Origin of the sequence: Mesorhizobium sp. M4A.F.Ca.ET.090.04.2.1 (assembly GCF_003999085.1) — a bacterium.
Classification (GTDB): Bacteria; Pseudomonadota; Alphaproteobacteria; order Rhizobiales; family Rhizobiaceae; genus Mesorhizobium.
In genome coordinates, this window is sequence record NZ_RZOT01000053.1 from 1 (window position 1) to 16,898 (window position 16,898).

Annotated in this window: 16 protein-coding genes; 11 read left to right on the forward strand and 5 right to left on the reverse strand. The window is 63.8% G+C overall.

The features are described from left to right. From EN781_RS06295 to coaA, 3 genes are all read left to right on the forward strand, one after another. The coding region (locus tag EN781_RS06295) for a HisA/HisF-related TIM barrel protein (protein ID WP_127399860.1) at positions 1-577 on the forward strand (577 nt) is incomplete at its 5' end. Positions 578-586: 9 nt separating this feature from the next. Then, positions 587-910 (forward strand): phosphoribosyl-ATP diphosphatase, encoded by a 324-nt coding sequence (locus tag EN781_RS06300; RefSeq protein WP_126057107.1) that lies wholly within the window; start codon positions 587-589, stop codon positions 908-910. Positions 911-934: 24 nt separating this feature from the next. After that, positions 935-1,894, forward strand: coding sequence for a type I pantothenate kinase (gene coaA, locus EN781_RS06305; RefSeq protein WP_127399861.1), 960 nt, complete (start codon positions 935-937; stop codon positions 1,892-1,894). 50 nt (positions 1,895-1,944) lie between these two features. Here the strand turns inward: coaA and EN781_RS06310 are convergent, their stop codons facing one another. The 5 genes from EN781_RS06310 to EN781_RS06330 form a co-directional block, all read right to left on the reverse strand. Next, positions 1,945-3,060 (reverse strand): phosphatase PAP2 family protein, encoded by a 1,116-nt coding sequence (locus EN781_RS06310; RefSeq protein ID WP_126057109.1) that lies wholly within the window; start codon positions 3,058-3,060, stop codon positions 1,945-1,947. 242 nt (positions 3,061-3,302) lie between these two features. Then, on the reverse strand, positions 3,303-4,427 hold the full coding sequence (locus tag EN781_RS06315; protein ID WP_126057110.1) for a phosphatase PAP2 family protein: 1,125 nt from the start codon (positions 4,425-4,427) through the stop codon (positions 3,303-3,305). Between the two features lie 223 nt (positions 4,428-4,650). Continuing rightward, positions 4,651-5,271: an alpha-ketoglutarate-dependent dioxygenase AlkB gene (locus EN781_RS06320; RefSeq protein ID WP_126057111.1), complete on the reverse strand. Its 621-nt coding sequence runs from the start codon at positions 5,269-5,271 to the stop codon at positions 4,651-4,653. A 99-nt stretch (positions 5,272-5,370) separates the two neighbouring features. Continuing rightward, entirely contained in the window at positions 5,371-5,808 is a 438-nt protein-coding gene (gene arfB, locus EN781_RS06325) for an alternative ribosome rescue aminoacyl-tRNA hydrolase ArfB (protein ID WP_126059277.1), read from the reverse strand. Positions 5,809-5,889: 81 nt separating this feature from the next. Beyond that, positions 5,890-7,500 (reverse strand): phosphoenolpyruvate carboxykinase, encoded by a 1,611-nt coding sequence (locus tag EN781_RS06330; RefSeq protein ID WP_126057112.1) that lies wholly within the window; start codon positions 7,498-7,500, stop codon positions 5,890-5,892. Positions 7,501-7,840: 340 nt separating this feature from the next. Between EN781_RS06330 and EN781_RS06335 the strand changes: the two genes are divergently transcribed. The 8 genes from EN781_RS06335 to tsaE all read left to right on the forward strand — a co-directional run. Further along, positions 7,841-8,542: a response regulator transcription factor gene (locus EN781_RS06335; RefSeq protein WP_126057113.1), complete on the forward strand. Its 702-nt coding sequence runs from the start codon at positions 7,841-7,843 to the stop codon at positions 8,540-8,542. Between the two features lie 151 nt (positions 8,543-8,693). Further along, a complete protein-coding gene (locus tag EN781_RS06340; protein WP_126057114.1) occupies positions 8,694-10,478 on the forward strand; it encodes a sensor histidine kinase in 1,785 nt (594 codons plus the stop codon). A 14-nt stretch (positions 10,479-10,492) separates the two neighbouring features. Further along, on the forward strand, positions 10,493-10,954 hold the full coding sequence (locus EN781_RS06345; protein WP_126057115.1) for an HPr kinase/phosphorylase: 462 nt from the start codon (positions 10,493-10,495) through the stop codon (positions 10,952-10,954). A gap of 164 nt (positions 10,955-11,118) precedes the next feature. Further along, complete coding sequence (locus EN781_RS06355) at positions 11,119-11,520, forward strand: PTS sugar transporter subunit IIA (RefSeq protein WP_126057117.1); 402 nt, start codon at positions 11,119-11,121, stop codon at positions 11,518-11,520. After that, positions 11,517-11,813, forward strand: a complete 297-nt coding sequence (locus EN781_RS06360) for an HPr family phosphocarrier protein (RefSeq protein ID WP_126057118.1) — start codon at positions 11,517-11,519, stop codon at positions 11,811-11,813. Before EN781_RS06355 ends, EN781_RS06360 begins: the two co-directional genes overlap by 4 nt. Before the next feature lie 291 nt (positions 11,814-12,104). Further along, complete coding sequence (gene ahcY / locus EN781_RS06365) at positions 12,105-13,505, forward strand: adenosylhomocysteinase (protein WP_126057119.1); 1,401 nt, start codon at positions 12,105-12,107, stop codon at positions 13,503-13,505. A 189-nt stretch (positions 13,506-13,694) separates the two neighbouring features. Beyond that, complete coding sequence (locus tag EN781_RS06370) at positions 13,695-16,256, forward strand: PAS domain-containing sensor histidine kinase (protein ID WP_126057120.1); 2,562 nt, start codon at positions 13,695-13,697, stop codon at positions 16,254-16,256. An 8-nt stretch (positions 16,257-16,264) separates the two neighbouring features. Next, on the forward strand, positions 16,265-16,898 hold a 634-nt coding region (gene tsaE / locus EN781_RS06375; protein ID WP_127399862.1), incomplete at its 3' end, for a tRNA (adenosine(37)-N6)-threonylcarbamoyltransferase complex ATPase subunit type 1 TsaE.

Genomic DNA, 16,898 nt, shown 5'->3' on the forward strand with positions numbered 1-16,898 from the left:
ATGTTTCATGCCGCTCACCGTCGGCGGCGGCGTGCGCCAGGTGGCCGACATAAGAAAGCTGCTTCTGGCCGGCGCCGACAAGGTGTCGATCAACACGGCGGCGGTGAAAGACCCGGATTTCGTCGCCGAAGCGGCCGACAAGTTCGGCAACCAGTGCATCGTCGTGGCCATCGACGCCAAGAAGGTCTCGGGCGCCGGCGAGGCCGACCGCTGGGAGATCTTCACCCATGGCGGCCGCGAGAAGACCGGCATCGACGCCGTCGAGTTCGCGCGCAAGATGGTCGATCGCGGCGCCGGGGAGATCCTGCTGACATCGATGGACCGCGACGGCACCAAGGCAGGCTACGACATCGCGCTGACGCGCGCCATCGCCGATGCCGTGCGCGCGCCGGTCATCGCCTCGGGTGGCGTCGGCACGCTCGACCACATGGTGGAAGGCATTCGTGACGGCCATGCGGGTGCCGTGCTTGCCGCCTCGATCTTCCACTTCGGCACTTACACCATCGCCGAAGCGAAGGCGCATATGGCCAGGGCCGGGCTGCCGATGCGGCTGGACTCGCCGGTTCAACGGGCTTAAACGGCGAAAATGACTGAGTTTTCGCTGTCCGATCTGGAAAGAACCATCCGGGAACGCGCCCATTCCGGCGATCCGGACTCGTGGACGGCGAAACTGTTTGCCAAGGGCATCGACAAGGCGGCGCAGAAGCTTGGCGAGGAAGCCGTCGAGACGGTGATCGCAGCCATCCGCGGCGACAGGCAGGGCCTCGTTTCGGAAAGCGCCGATCTTATATATCATTGGCTGGTCGTTCTCGGCATCGCCGGCGTGCCGCTGGGCGAGGTGCTGAAGGAGCTAGAGGGCCGCACCGGCCGCTCGGGCGTTGCCGAAAAGGCGTCGCGGCCCAAGGGCTGACCGCGAGGGAGGGCAGGAAACTCGATGGATCAGCTTGCTCCTACCGAGAAATACTCCCCCTATCGTTTCTTCTCTGCCGAGCAATGGTCGCAGTTCCGCGCCGACACCCCGCTGACGCTGACCGAGGACGAGATCGACCGCTTGCGGTCGCTGAACGACCCGGTCGATCTCGAAGAGGTCAAGCGCATCTACCTCTCGCTTTCCCGCTTGCTCTCGGCGCATGTCGAGGCAAGTCAGCTCTTGTTCCGGCAGCGCCAGGCCTTCTTCAACGCGCAGGACGTGGTCAAGACGCCGTTCATCATCGGCATCGCCGGCTCGGTCGCGGTCGGCAAATCGACCACGGCGCGCGTCTTGAAGGAATTGCTGGCGCGCTGGCCATCGAGCCCGAAGGTCGATCTCATCACCACCGACGGTTTCCTTCTGCCCAACGAGATCCTGCGCCGCGACAATCTGATGGAGCGCAAGGGCTTTCCAGACAGCTACGATGTCGGCGCGCTGCTCCGGTTCCTGTCCGGCATCAAGTCGGCGCAGCGCAATGTCCGCGCGCTGGTCTATTCGCACCTGACCTACGACGTCATTCCTGGCGAATTCGTCACCATCGACAGGCCGGACATATTGATCTTCGAAGGCATCAACGTGCTGCAGCCGGGCAAATTGCCGAGGGACGGCAAGATCGTGCCTTTCCTGTCCGACTTCTTCGACTTCGCCATCTACATCGATGCCGACGAGAAGCTGATCCACCAGTGGTACATCCAGCGCTTCATGCGGCTGCGCGAAACCGCCTTCCGCAATCCGGACTCCTTCTTCCACCGCTATTCGCAGCTGTCGGAGGATGCGGCGCGCGCCATCGCCGAAGGACTGTGGACCAACATCAACCTGAAGAACCTGCGCGAGAACATCCTGCCGACGCGGGCGCGGGCCGATCTCATCCTGCGCAAGGGCGCCAACCACCTGGTCGAGGAAGTGGCCCTGCGGAAGCTGTGATCCGCCTCGCTGCGAGCGTGCTCGCTGTTCTTCTTGCCAGGCTCCGAAAGTCAGGCGGATTCCAGAGGATCAGTAGACCGGCCGTCCAGGAAGCCTAATCGTTTCACCCGTCCTGACTTTCCGCAGGCCCACCAGATGGCGAGCGCCGCCGGAATGGCGACGATCCCATCCATCGCGTAGTGCCATCCGAGGTGGATCGAGCCGAAGAAGATCAAAGCGCCGAAGGCCAGCATGGCGTGACCGAACCTGCGATCGATGGAGTATGCGGTAACCACAAACAGCGCCGCCTGCGCGTTGTGCATGCTGGGCATGGCGGAAATGCCGCCGGGCAGGTCGACCTGGCCGGTATAGACCTGCCAGAGGAAATCCCTGGTCAAGTTTGACGACAGCGGATAGCTGGCGGCGACGTCGTCAAGGTAACTCATGAGACCGGCATAGGGCGAGGGTGTTCCCGGCACGACGTCCGCGAAGTAGCAAGGCCCGGCCGAGGAAAAGATGGTCGCCATGACCAGGCCGATCAGGATCCAGGAGGCGACGGTCGCCCGCCAGTAGCGGACGCGGACCGCTTCCGGGACCCGCGGGCTGGCGAGCAGGCCCGCCCAGAACAGGAAGACCATCGGCACCCACAAGGTATAGGTGATGTCGAACACAAGGGTGATCCATGGCATGCCGACCATCGGCTGGAGGATTTGCCAAGGTTGATAGCCGCCCAGGAGAGCCGAATCCCAGCGGGAGAAGGTTTCGTCCCATTGGAAGGGAGCGACAACCGGTATCATCGTCTTGTTATAGAGGAAGGCCGCCATGAAGAGCGCCAATATGGCGCTGGCGTAGAAATACCGCGCAAGCATGCTCGACAGCAGCAAGGCTTTCAGGCTCGCCGCCGCGAAGCTGACCGGGGACTGGTGACGGCCCTGCACGAGCGCGCGGAAACAGATCCAAACGACAATGGCTGAGCTCAGCAACAGAAAGGAGTGCCAGAGGCGGCCTGCATACTCCAGTACATGTTGCAGGATCGAATCACCCCTGATCGTCGCGACCAGCATGGTGACAAGGACGAACGCGGCGATCGTCCCGTAAAGCGCCGCATTGCGGCGGTTCTCTTGCAAGAGCCACACCGGAAACCGGGCGGACCGCAAGAAATGCTGCCCTATTTCGGTAGAAGACATGGAGAGGACGATACCCCGAGCAATCGTTGCCCTCGGTATCGCATGACGTCTTTTAAAGAATAGTAAGTTCGAAATTGAAAATACCGCTTCAGGAATGGCCGCGTCTTTTCAGAAACTTCAAATTTTATGGATCTGCAGGTGAGGAACCATCCTTGCCGGCGATCCCGAGGGAACTCATCTTGGCATCTTGCGAATAGACGGCCGAAACCATGGCTGGCCGCGACGGCGCATCCTCGCCAGCGTCAAGAAGCCGTGACGACCGCCTCTGGCCGATTGACGGTGGCGGTCTGCATATCCAGCGCCGGCCGGGGATCGGCGGGGATCAGTTTGCGCGCGATGGCATAGACGACGAGCGTCACGGCGGCGCTTACATAGCCGTCGATCGCATAGTGCCAGGCGAGGTAAACCGAGCTTACCGCGACAAACACGACATAGAGGAACGCCAGCGCACCAAGACGGCGGTCGTACTCGCGCAGGAACAGCGCGTTGAGCATTGCCAGGCCGACATGCACGCTGGGAAACGCCGATATGCCCGAGGCGAAACCCGCCTGCCTGGCCTCGTGCAGCGACCAGAGATACTGCTGATAGGTAACAGCGGAATTGCGCGATGCGGCCCCATGGGCCAGGAACGCCAGCTGTTCGCCGAATCGGGCCACGTCGCCCGTCACCGCGCCATAAAATGCCGGACCAGCCGACAGGAACAGGGCGGCCAGCACATTGCCGACGATGATCCAGACCGCCATGAAGCAGGCCAAATAACGCGTTCGAACCGATGCCGCCATGGGCGACGTCGCGACAAAGAACAGGGCGCCGAAATTCAGCAGGAACCAGAAAACGTTGTAATTCCACTCGACTACGGTGCGAACCAGATCATTTTCAGCTACCGCGTAAAGCCAGCGCCACGGATCAGCGCCAAAATGCAGGAAGGCGTCGATGTTGGCTTGCGCCACGTCGAATGGAAACCCGCCCTGCCAGACCGGCATGCCGTTTTTCACCGAGGTGAATGTGCCCTGGAAGATCATGAGCGCCATGAGAAGGCACAAGCCGGAGGCCGAATACGCCAACCGCGAGGTGGAAAAGATCCGTCCTGCCGCAAGGCGACGCCGGGAATCAAAGCGGCGTACAATGACAAGCAGGTCGATAAGGATGGCAAAAGTGGGCAGTATAAGACAGTTCAGAAAGGTCCATCGCCCGAAATATATCGAATATGCCGCCAGGTCGGTGGCGCCTATCGCGTTAAGAAACACCAGGCCGGCCAAAGTATAGATCACAATGCACAGATAGAGGGCCGAATCCCTGCGAACGATCTGGGCCGCTCCCCTCAATATCATCGGCAGTCTATGGAAGGCCAAACTGATATCTGTCATCGTCCCGACCCCGACGGCAATGCCTTGGCGTCTCTAGAGCGGTTCAGCGCCTATGGAATCGCTGACCCGCCCTAGGGTATTTGTTGTGACGCAATTCCGGACGGAAAGCCGCTGCGCACTTTTCCTGGAATTGCGCCAGGGATTTGTCGAGACGCAATTCCGGACGGAAAACCGCTGCGCACTTTTCCTGGAATTGCTCTAGGAGAAAAATCTGTAGATTCGGTTAGCGCGCGGGCATCGTCACTCGCCGCAACGTCAGATTGATCCGGCCGCCATTCTTCAGCAGGGCCGAGGTCGACGGGTAGATGCGGTCGACGCCGTGGAAGCAGAGGCGGCCTTCGCCGCCAAGCACGACGACGTCACCGCTTTTCAGCCGAAATGATTTGGTGCCGCCATCGCGCGTCGTCTGGCCGACCCTAAACTGGCAATCGTCGCCCAGCGACACCGAGACAACGGGGGCGGAAAAGTCCTGCTCGTCGCGATCCTGATGCAGGCCCATCTTGGCGTCGCTCGAATAGAAATTGACGAGGCAGGCTTCGGGCGGATGCGGATAGGCCGCCACCTCACGCCACAATTGCAGCAGCTCATCGGGAATCGGCGGCCATGGCAAGCCCGACACCGGGTGGGTCGGCTGGTAGCGATAGCCGCGCTCCTTGTCAGTGACCCAGCCGAGCGGGCCGCAATTGGTCATGCGCACGCTCATTTCCTTGCCGGTGCGCGGCATGGCCGGCACGAACAAGGGCGCGGCCTGCACCACCTTCCTGATCTCTTCGACCAGCGCTTCCTGCGCCGGGCGCGGCAGGTAGCCGGGCATATGGCGGACACCCTTGGGCAAAACGAGCATGGATTTCCGTTCGATCCGGTTAGCGCGCCCGAGCATGCCACCAATGGGGAAGGACGGCGACCCGAAAGCGGCTGTCGCGGTTTCTGCGCCGGCTTAACCTCAGTCGTTGTCCACCCGGGCGCGCAGCTTCTTCACCGTGGAACGCCCGGCCTTGGTCTTGAGACGTCGCTCGACGGCGCCTTTCGAAGGCTTCGTCTTCTTGCGCGGCGGCGGCGGCGGCTCGGCCGCCTTGGCGACCAGCGCGGTCAGCCGCGCCCGCGCATCGGCCCGGTTCTGCTCCTGGGTGCGGAAGCGCCCGGCCTCGATGACGACGACGCCGTCCTTGGTGGCGCGCTGGCCGGCAAGCCTCAGGGTACGTTCGCGCACGCGCTCGGACAGACCCGCCGCATTCGCCGCATCGAAGCGCAGCTGCACGGCGGTGGCCACCTTGTTGACGTTCTGACCGCCAGGGCCCGAGGAGCGGATGAAATCCTCGTGCAAATCGGCCGGGTGGATGACCGCTTCGTCGGCGATGATGATCTTGTCGTCGGCATTCATGCGCGCAGTCATGACGCGGCAGCGCAAAAAAGAAAAGGCCCGGCGGAAGCCGGGCCTTTGACGGCGGCAATGTGCCCGACGTTACTCGGCTGCCTCCTGCAGGCGCGGCGCGGCGCCCATGACGGTCGCGTCGACATGCTCCTCGAACTTCTCGAAATTGGCGGCGAACATGCCTACCAGCCTGGCCGCCTGCCGGTCATAGGCCGGCTTGTCGGCCCAGGTCGAGCGGGGATCGAGGATGGCGCGGTCAACGCCGGCAACCGCCACCGGCACCGCAAAGCCGAAATTGGCATCGGTGCGGAAATCGGCGGTCTTCAGCGAACCGTCGAGGGCGGCGGCGAGCAGCGCCCGCGTCACCTTGATCGGCATGCGGCGGCCAGTGCCGTAGGCGCCGCCGGTCCAGCCGGTGTTGACCAGCCAGCAGTCGGCGCCGTGGCGGGCGATCAGCTCGCGCAGCAGGTTGCCGTATTCGGACGGGTGGCGCGGCATGAAGGGCGCACCGAAGCAGGTCGAGAAGGTCGCTTCCGGTTCGGTGACGCCTTTTTCGGTGCCGGCGACCTTGGCCGTATAGCCGGAGAGGAAATGATACATGGCCTGCGCCGGGGTCAGCCTGGCGATCGGCGGCATCACGCCGAAAGCGTCGGCAGTCAGCATGATGATGTTGCTGGGATGGCTGGCGCGGCCGGTCTTCGAGGCATTGGGGATGTAGTCGAGCGGATAGGCGCAGCGCGTGTTTTCGGTCAGGCTGCCATCGTTGAAATCCGGCACGCGGTCGGCGCCGAGCACGACATTTTCCAGCACCGTTCCGAAGCGCTGCGTGGTGGCGAAGATTTCCGGCTCGGCCTCGGCCGAAAGCCTGATCGTCTTGGCATAGCAGCCGCCTTCGAAATTGAAGATGCCGTGCGGGCCCCAGCCATGTTCGTCGTCGCCGATCAGCGTGCGCGAGGGGTCGGCCGACAGCGTCGTCTTGCCGGTTCCGGAGAGGCCGAAGAACACGGCCGCGTCGCCGGCCGGACCTTCATTGGCCGAGCAGTGCATCGGCATCACGCCCTTCGCCGGCAACAGGTAGTTGAGCGCGGTGAACACCGACTTCTTCATCTCGCCGGCGTAGGAGGTGCCGCCGATCAGCACGATCATGCGCGTCAGATCGACAGCGATCACCGTCTCGGTGCGGGTGCCGTGGCGGGCCGGATTGGCGCGGAAGGACGGCAGGTCGATGATCGTCATCGCCGGCACGAAATGCTCAAGCTGCGACGGTTCGGGCCTGATCAGGAGATTGCGGATGAACAGCGAATGCCAGGCGAATTCGGTGATGACCCTGGTCGGCAGCTGCAGGTCGGTGTCGGCGCCACCGACCAGATCCTGGACGTAGAGGTCCTTGTGCGCGGCATGAGCACGGAAATCGGCAAGCAGCGCATCGAACTGGGCCGGCGACATCGCCTTGTTGTTGTCCCACCAGACATGCGGCTCGGTGGCGTCGTCGCGGACGACGAATTTGTCCCTGGGCGAGCGCCCCGTATGCTGGCCGGTCTCGGCGACCAGGGCGCCATCCGCGGTCAGCCTGGCCTCGCCGCGGCGCATCGCCTCCTCGTAGAGCGCGGCGGCGCCGAAATTATAGCGCACCGTGCCCGTGGTCTTAAGGCCGATCGCGTCTATCGCGCAGGCGGGGTTGCGTGTGCCGGCTTCCGACATCAAATGCTCCTCTCTGGATTTGCCGCGTCTGACCGGTGGATTTCCGGAGCCCGGTAGGGGCTGAGTGGCTCAGAACCAGAAAAGGCAAATGATATCAAATCATTAATCGATTTAAAAAATTTGAAAGTTGTTTAAATCGTTTATATGTGCAAAAAATCACAGTGGTTGCCCAAAGGATTGGCAAACGTTGTTCGTCCAATCCGCGTTGGGGTGCGAATGCGGCCGCCGGCACGCTGTGCGTGACACTGCGCGGAGCCTATGCCACATTTTGTACCTAATTTGTCCTGCAAAAGCCCCTTCTCGACGAAAGAAGGGACAGCTCATGAGGGAGCCGCTTGAAATGGCAACAATCGCGCTTGTCGATGACGACCGCAACATTCTGACATCGGTGTCGATCGCCCTCGAATCCGAGGGCTATCGCGTCGAAACCTACACGGATGGTGCGTCTGCGCTGGAAGGCCTGGCGGCTCGGCCGCCGAATCTCGCCATCCTCGATATCAAGATGCCGCGCATGGACGGCATGGAACTCTTGCGCCGGATGCGCCAGAAATCCGACCTTCCGGTCATCTTCCTGACCTCGAAGGACGACGAGATCGACGAGCTTTTCGGGCTCAAGATGGGCGCCGACGACTTCATCCGCAAACCGTTCTCGCAGCGCCTTCTGGTCGAGCGGGTGCGCGCGGTGCTGCGGCGCACGAGCGCGCGCGAGGCGGCCGCCAAGCAGCCCAGCCAGCAGGCCCGCTCGCTGGAGCGCGGCCAGTTGGTCATGGACCAGGAGCGGCATACCTGCACCTGGAAGGGCGAGCCGGTGACGCTGACCGTCACCGAATTCCTGATCCTGCATTCGCTGGCGCAGCGGCCCGGCGTGGTAAAAAGCCGTGATGCGCTGATGGATTCGGCCTATGATGAGCAGGTCTATGTCGACGACCGCACCATCGACAGCCACATCAAACGGCTGCGCAAGAAGTTCAAGGCCGTCGATGATGACTTCGAGATGATCGAAACCCTTTACGGAGTCGGGTATAGGTTCCGCGAGGCGTGAATAGGGAATGGGCAGTAGGCAGTGGGGATTAGTCGCTAGTCAGTCCTGAATGGCACCCCCGCGGGCACTCATAGATCGCCCCGGTCCCAGCCAAGCATTTGTCTACTGCCTACTGCCTAACCCCTACTCACTAAACAGGACCTGCTATTCGATGGCAGTCGACGTAGAGCGGAACAGAAGGGCGGGCGCGGTCAGGCGGCCGTCCAGGATGCTGCCGTCATTCCTGTCGAGGATCACGGTGCCTATGCGCCGTTTCCTCGGCCATCACATCTTCTCCAGCCTGACCCGCCGCATCCTGTTCCTCAACCTTGCCGGCCTGGCGGTGCTGGTCACCGGCATCCTCTACCTCAACACCTTCCGCGACGGGCTGATCGACGCCCGCGTCGAAAGCCTGATGACGCAGGGCGAGATCATCGCCGGCGCGATCGCGGCCTCGGCGACGGTGGAGACCGATTCGATCAGCATCGATCCGGAAAAGCTGCTGGAGCTGCAGGCAGGCGAGAGCCTTGGCCCTGGCTCCGACCAGCTCGACAATCTCGACTTCCCGATCAATCCCGAACGCGTCGCCCCGGTGCTGCGGCGGTTGATCTCGCCGACGCGCACACGCGCCCGCATCTATGACCGCGACGCCAATCTGCTGCTCGATTCGCGCCATCTCTATTCGCGTGGCCAGATCCTGCGCTACGACCTGCCGCCGGTCGACGATGAGCAGCCGGGCCTTGTCGAGCGTGTCGAAAAGTTCGTCTTCGATTTCTTCCGCAACAAGGACCTGCCGGTCTATCGCGAACAGCCGGGCGGCAACGGCGCGGCGTTTCCGGAAGTGGTCAAGGCGCTGACCGGCAGCCCCTCGACCATCGTGCGCATCAGCGAGCAGGGCGAGCAGATCGTCTCCGTCGCGGTGCCGATCCAGCGTTTCCGTGCCGTGCTCGGCGTCCTGATGCTGTCGACGGAAGGCGGCGACATCGACAAGATCGTCGCCGCCGAGCGCAAGGCGATCCTGCGCGTCTTCGGCATCGCGGCGCTTGTCACCGCCATCCTGTCGATGCTGCTCGCCTCCACGATCGCCAATCCGCTGCGCCGGCTGTCGGCTGCCGCGGTCAGGGTGCGGCGCGGGGTGAAGAGCCGCGAGGAGATCCCCGATTTCTCCGACCGCCAGGACGAGATCGGCAATCTGTCGATCGCCGTCCGCGATATGACCAACGCGCTCTATGCCCGCATCGAAGCGATCGAGAGCTTCGCCGCCGACGTCTCGCATGAGCTGAAGAACCCGTTGACGTCGCTGCGCAGCGCCGTGGAAACGCTGCCCTTGGCGAAGAACGAGAATTCGCGCGCGCGGCTGATGGAGATCATCCAGCACGATGTCCGCCGCCTCGACCGGCTGATCACCGACATTTCCGACGCGTCGCGCCTCGATGCCGAGCTCGCGCGCGAGGATGCGGGAACGGTCGACCTGAAGACCTTCGTCACCGATCTTATCGCGGTTTCGCGCGAAACGACGCGCAACAAGAAGGCGGTCGAGATCGAGCTCAAGGTGGCCAAGCTGCCGCAAGGCGTCAAAGGCTATGTCGTCGTCGGCCATGATCTGAGGATCGGCCAGGTGATCACCAACCTGATCGAGAATGCCCGCTCCTTCGTTCCCGATGAGCATGGCCACATCACCGTCTCGCTGGCGCGCGCCGGCAAGCTCAACATCATCACCGTCGACGACAACGGACCGGGCATCCGGGCCGACAACATCGACCGCATCTTCGAGCGCTTCTACACCGACCGTCCGGCCGGCGAAGCCTTCGGCCAGAATTCGGGCCTCGGTCTGTCGATCAGCCGCCAGATCGTCGAGGCGCATGGCGGCACGCTGACGGCCGAGAACATCCCCGGCACCAAGCCCGGCGAGATCAAGGGCGCGCGCTTCGTGGTAACGCTACCGGCCGAAGGTTGATCGCTGACGCAGTCATGCCAGAACCTGCCGCAAAGCCTGAAAACATCCACGGAACCGCGATCCTGATCGGCGAGCGCGGCGTCCTTATCACCGGAGCGTCCGGCGCCGGCAAGACAACTCTGGCGCTGACGCTGATCGACCATTGCCGCGCGCGCGGGCTGTTTTCGCGGCTGATCGGCGACGACAGGCTCCTTGCCACGGCCCATGCCGGGCGGCTGGTCTGCCGCGTGCCGGCGACGATTGCCGGCCTCGCCGAGGTGCCGGGGTTCATTCCACGCCCGCTGCCGTTCGAGCCGGGCGGGGTGATCGACCTCAATGTGCGGCTGGTGCCGCAGGCCGAGATGGCCCGTTTCCAGGAAGAAATCCGTGAGCCGGTCGCGGGCTGCCCGGTGCCGCGCGTGGACCTTGCCGAGCGCAACGCCGCCACCGCGTTGCCGGCCGTCATGGCGCGGCTCTCCATCGCGCCTTTTCTGTGATCCGCTTCCGCTTTTTTGCTGCAATGCGTCAAAATGGCCAGGGCTTGCGCAATTTTGGGCTTGTCAACGCGCCGCGCGTCGACAAGATAGCGCTCCCGCCGCCTGCAATGGCTGGCGAGCATAAAATGCGCCTGTGAAGCGGCGATGACGGGAGCCACCAAAGAATGATCGGACTCGTGCTCGTGACGCACGGTCAGCTGGCCACGGAGTTCCGACATGCCGTGGAACATGTCGTCGGGCCACAAGACAATTTCGAAACCGTGGCGATCGGCGCCGATGACGATATGGAGCAGCGCCGCCGCGACATCGTCGACGCGGTGGCGCGCGTCGACAGCGGAGCCGGCGTGATCGTGCTCACCGACATGTTCGGCGGCACGCCCTCCAACCTTGCCATTTCGGTGATGGAATCCGGCCGCACCGAGGTCATCGCCGGCATGAACCTGCCGATGCTGATCAAGCTTTCCTCGATCCGCAAGGGCGACAACATGGCCGCCGCGCTCGACGAGGCGCAGGCCGCCGGGCGCAAATACATCAACGTTGCCAGCCAGCTCCTGAGCAGCAAATGAACGCGCTGTCGCCGGAACAAGACCACGTCGCGCGGGATTTTCCGATCGTCAACCAGCGCGGCCTGCATGCGCGCGCCTCGGCGAAATTCGTCCAGGTCGCCAGCGGCTTCGACGCCGCCATCCATGTCGAGAAGGACGGTGTCAAGGTCGGCGGCACCTCGATCATGGGCCTGATGATGCTGGCGGCAAGCCCAGGCTATTCGATCCGCGTCACCGCCAGCGGACCGCAAGCCCTGCAGGCGCTCGACGCACTGGAGCAGCTGGTGGCCTCACGCTTCGGCGAGGAATGCTGACGGCGTCTTTGCCCGGGGTATGCCGACAGCGCTTGGAGCCATTCAGCGTTTGATGGGGATCGCCGATCCGCTCGGGTTCTCGCTCGGGTTCTTGTTCCGACGCAATTCCGGACGGAAAACCGCTTGGCGCTTTCCTGGAATTGTTACCGCAAAGACATGCACGAATAAAGATTTCTTTATATCCCATTGTCGTTTGAATGCCGATCTGCTAGTCAGGCCGGCAATTCGCGCCCTTCCACGCGCCGTCCGGCGCCGGCGCGTGCCACAGACAAATCACACCGGAGCACTGCCATGACGGGTAGCAAGGACTATGTGGTCGCCGACATTTCGCTTGCCGGCTGGGGCCGCAAGGAGATCGAGATCGCCGAAACCGAAATGCCGGGCCTGATGGCCTGCCGCGACGAATTCGGCGACAAGAAGCCGCTCAAGGGCGCGCGCATCACCGGCTCGCTGCACATGACGATCCAGACCGCGGTTCTGATCGAAACGCTGAAGGCGCTGGGCGCCGACATCCGCTGGGCCTCGTGCAACATCTTCTCGACCCAGGACCATGCCGCCGCCGCGATCGCCGAGGCCGGCATCCCGGTGTTCGCCATCAAGGGCGAAACGCTCGAGGACTATTGGGAATACACCGACAAGATCTTCCAGTGGGCCGATGGCGGCACCTCCAACATGATCCTCGACGATGGCGGCGACGCCACCATGTACATCCTGATCGGCGCCCGCGCCGAGGCCGGCGAGGACGTGCTGTCCAATCCGGGCAGCGAGGAGGAAGAGATCCTGTTCGCCCAGATCAAGAAGCGCCTGAAGGCATCGCCCGGCTTCTTCACCAAGCAGAAGGAAGCGATCCGCGGCGTCACCGAGGAGACGACCACCGGCGTCAACCGGCTCTACCAACTGCAGAAGAAGGGCCTGCTGCCGTTCCCGGCGATCAACGTCAATGACTCGGTGACCAAGTCGAAATTCGACAACAAGTACGGCTGCAAGGAATCGCTGGTCGACGGCATCCGCCGCGGCACCGACACGATGATGGCCGGCAAGGTCGCCGTGGTCTGCGGCTATGGCGACGTCGGCAAGGGCTCGTCGGCCTCGCTGAAGGGCGCCGGCGCCCGCGTCAAGGTCACCGAGGTCGACCCGATCTGCGCGCTGCAGGCGGCGATGGACGGTTTCGAGGTGGTCACGCTGGAAGACGCGGCACCCACCGCCGACATCGTCATCACCACCACCGGCAACAAGGATGTCGTCACCCTTGACCACATGCGGTCGATGAAAGACATGGTGATCGTCGGCAATATCGGCCACTTCGACAACGAGATCCAGGTGGCGTCGCTGCGCAATCTGAAATGGACCAACGTAAAGCCGCAGGTCGACATGATCACCTTCCCGGACGGCAAGCGGATGATCCTTTTGTCCGAGGGTCGCCTGCTCAACCTCGGCAACGCCACCGGCCATCCGAGCTTCGTCATGTCGGCGTCCTTCACCAACCAGGTGCTGGCGCAGATCGAGCTCTACAGCAAGCACGGCCAGTACCAGAACCAGGTCTACGTGCTGCCGAAGCACCTGGACGAGAAGGTCGCGCGCCTGCATCTTGGCAAGCTCGGCGCGCGCCTGACCGAACTGTCCGGCGAACAGGCCGCCTATATCGGCGTGACGCCGCAAGGGCCGTTTAAGCCGGAACACTACCGCTATTAACCAAAACAGAAATTGCCACTAGATATTGAGGCCGGGCGATTGACATTTCGCCCGGCTTTATTTTTGCGCGGAATGATTCTTCACGCCGATTCCAGCAGGCGTTATTGTTGTGATTCGCGGTCCGGGGGACGAGGGCCGGGATACGCAATCTGGGCGGTCTTGCATTCAGGCGGCGAAGAGGACCAAGACATGCCGGGGGAAAACCCGCCTCGCGCGGGACAGGCCGTTTCCGGCGGCCATAGCGATTCGGTGACATCGGGCTCCGCCGTCAGGGGCGGGCATCTGTTGTGGCGTGGCGGTGCCCGCGCGGCGACGCTTCTCGCCGGCTCGGCGCTTTGCAGCCCGTTGCTTGGCCTTGCGGCTCATGCCGAAACCGTCGCGCAATCGGCCGGGCTGTCGGTCAGCACGGTCGAGGTGATGCAGCTCGCCATGTTCGCCGGGGTCATGGGGGCCGCCCTTGTCTCGGCCATCTTCCTGATCCGCGAAAGAGCCCGCACTTCGGCGCAGAACGCCGAACTCAGGACCCGAATCGCCGACGTCAACGCGGCGCTGCAGCGTTCCGAGGCGCTGCTCAATCTGCGCGACCAGCGCGTCGTGGTATGGGCTTCCGAGAACAAGAAGCCGGAGCTCATCGGAACATTGCCGCTGGAGAGCGGCGCACCCGAGGACCGGGCCGCTTTCCTTGCATTCGGCCGCTGGCTGATGCCGCGTTCGGCCGCGGCACTCGAACATGCCGTGGCGGCCCTGCGCGAAAAGGCAAGGGCCTTCGATCTGGTCATCGAGACACAGGCCGGAGTGCCGCTCGAGGTGCAAGGGCGCAAGAGCGCGGCGCATGTGCTGGTGCGCTTCGTGTCGCTGTCGGAAACGCTGCGCAGCCAGGCGCGGCTGAAGATCGAGAACCAGCGGCTCAGCGCCGACTACGAGACAATGCTCGGCCTGCTCGACGCCCTGAAGATGCCGACATGGCTGCGCTCCGCCGACGGCCGGCTGAAATGGGTCAACCGCGCCTATGCCGAGGCGGTCGAGGCGCAAAATGCAGAAGCGGCGGTGCGCGAGGCCAAGGAATTCCTGGGCGGACAGGCGCGCGAGCAGATCGCCGAGCAGCACAAGGCGCGCCCGGTGTTCGAACAGACGCTGTCCACGGTGATCGAAGGCGATCGCCGGATGTTCTCAGTGACGGATTTCGCCGGCACGGACGGCTCGGCTGGACTTGCCTGCGACACCAGCGCCACCGAAACCATCCGCGGCGAATATGAGCGCACGGTGCGCAGCCACGCCGACACGCTCGATCAGCTCAACACCGCCGTTGCCATCTTCGACGCCAATGAGAAGCTGCGCTTCTTCAACCAGGCATTCCAGAAACTGTGGAACCTCGACAGCGGCTTCCTGCACAGCGCCCCGGACAATGCCTTGCTGCTCGACCGGCTGCGCAGCGAGGGCAAGATCGCCGAACAGCCGGAGTGGCGGCGCTGGAAGGAAGGCCTGCTCGGCGCCTATCGCGCAGTCGAATCGCAGGAGCACTGGTGGCACCTGCCCGACGGCAAGACCATCCGCGTGGTGGCCAACCCGCAGCCCAAGGGCGGCGTCACCTGGGTGTTCGAGAACCTGACCGAGAAGATGGACCTCGAAAGCCGCTACCAGACGGCGGTGCGCGTGCAGGGCGAGACGCTGGACAATCTTGCCGAGGGTGTCGCGGTGTTCGGTCCGGACGGACGGCTTCGGCTGTCGAACCCGGCTTTCGTCGCGCTGTGGGGTCTAAACCAGGACGTGGTCAAGCCCAATGTGCATGTCTCGGCGATCCGCGACCTCTGTGACCGGCGTGCCAAGGACAGCCCTTGGGGCGGCTTCGTCGCCGCCATCACCGGATTCGACGACGAACGCCGCGACCGCCACGGCCAGAGCGAGCTCGTCGACGGCACGGTGCTCAGCCACGCGGTGATCCATTTGCCCAACGGGCAAGTGATGATGACCTTCGTCGACGTCACCGACAGCGTCAATGTCGAGCGGGCGCTGAAGGACAAGAACGAGGCGCTGGAGCGGTCCGACCAGCTGAAGAACGAGTTCGTGCAGCACGTTTCCTACGAGCTGCGCTCGCCGCTGACCAACATCATCGGCTTCACCGAGCTGCTGTCGCTGCCGTCGACCGGGCCGTTGACGCCGAAGCAGCGCGAATATGTCGAGCATGTCGGCTCGTCCTCCTCGGTGCTGCTCACCATCGTCAACGACATACTGGATCTCGCCACCGTCGATGCCGGCATCATGCAGCTCGACATCTCCGAGGTCAGCGTCGACCGGACCATCGCGGCGGCCGCCGAGCTTGTGGCCGACCGGCTGGAGGAGCATTCGATCACGCTCAAGGTCGAAGCCGCGGCGGCGCCGAGGAGCTTCCATGGCGACGAGACCCGCATCCGCCAGATTCTCTACAATCTGTTGAGCAACGCCGCGAACTACGCGCCGGAAGCAAGCACCGTCACCCTCGCCTGCCGCCAACTCGCCGACGGCGTGGAATTCTCCGTCCATGACGACGGGCCCGGCATGCCGCCGGACGTGCTGGATTCGGTGTTCCGCCGCTTCGAGCCGCGGACCAATGGCGGGCGCCGGCGTGGTGCCGGGCTCGGCCTGTCGATCGTCAAAAGCTTCGTCGAGCTGCATGGCGGCAGCGTCCGCATCGAGACCGGCAAGGACAAGGGCACCACCGTCATCTGCACCTTCCCGGCCGCGCCCTCGGGCATTCGCGCCGCGGCCGAGTAGCGGACCTCATGGCAGGGCTGGAACGTTTTCTCGCCGACGAAGCCGCCACGGCAAGGCTGGGTGAAGACCTGGCGATGGCGCTGCGCCCGGGCGACGTGTTGGCGCTCAAAGGCGATCTCGGCGCCGGCAAGTCGACACTGGCGCGGTCGCTCATCCGGGCCCTGGCCGACGATGCCGGCCTCGACGTGCCAAGCCCGACTTTCACGCTGGTGCAGACCTACGACACGCGCTTTCCGGTGCATCATTTCGATCTCTACCGCCTTTCGGCAGCCGCTGAACTCGACGAACTCGGCTTCGACGACGCGCTGGCGCAAGGGGCGGCCCTGGTCGAATGGCCAGAACGCGCCGAGACCGCCCTGCCGGACGGCACGCTCTGGGTCGAGCTCGCGCATCAGGGCGACGGCCGCCTGGCGAAACTGTCGGGACAAGGGGCGGCCTTCGATCGCGCGGCGCGCTCGCTGGCGATGCGCGATTTCCTGGCCACGGCCGGCTGGGGCGAAGCCGGCAGGCGCTTCTTCGTCGGCGACGCCTCAGCCCGTTCCTATGAGATCGTCTCGCTTGCCGGCCTCGCGCCGCGCGTGCTGATGAACTCGCCGCGACTGGTGCTCGGTCCGCCGGTGCGCGACGGCAAGCCCTATGCGG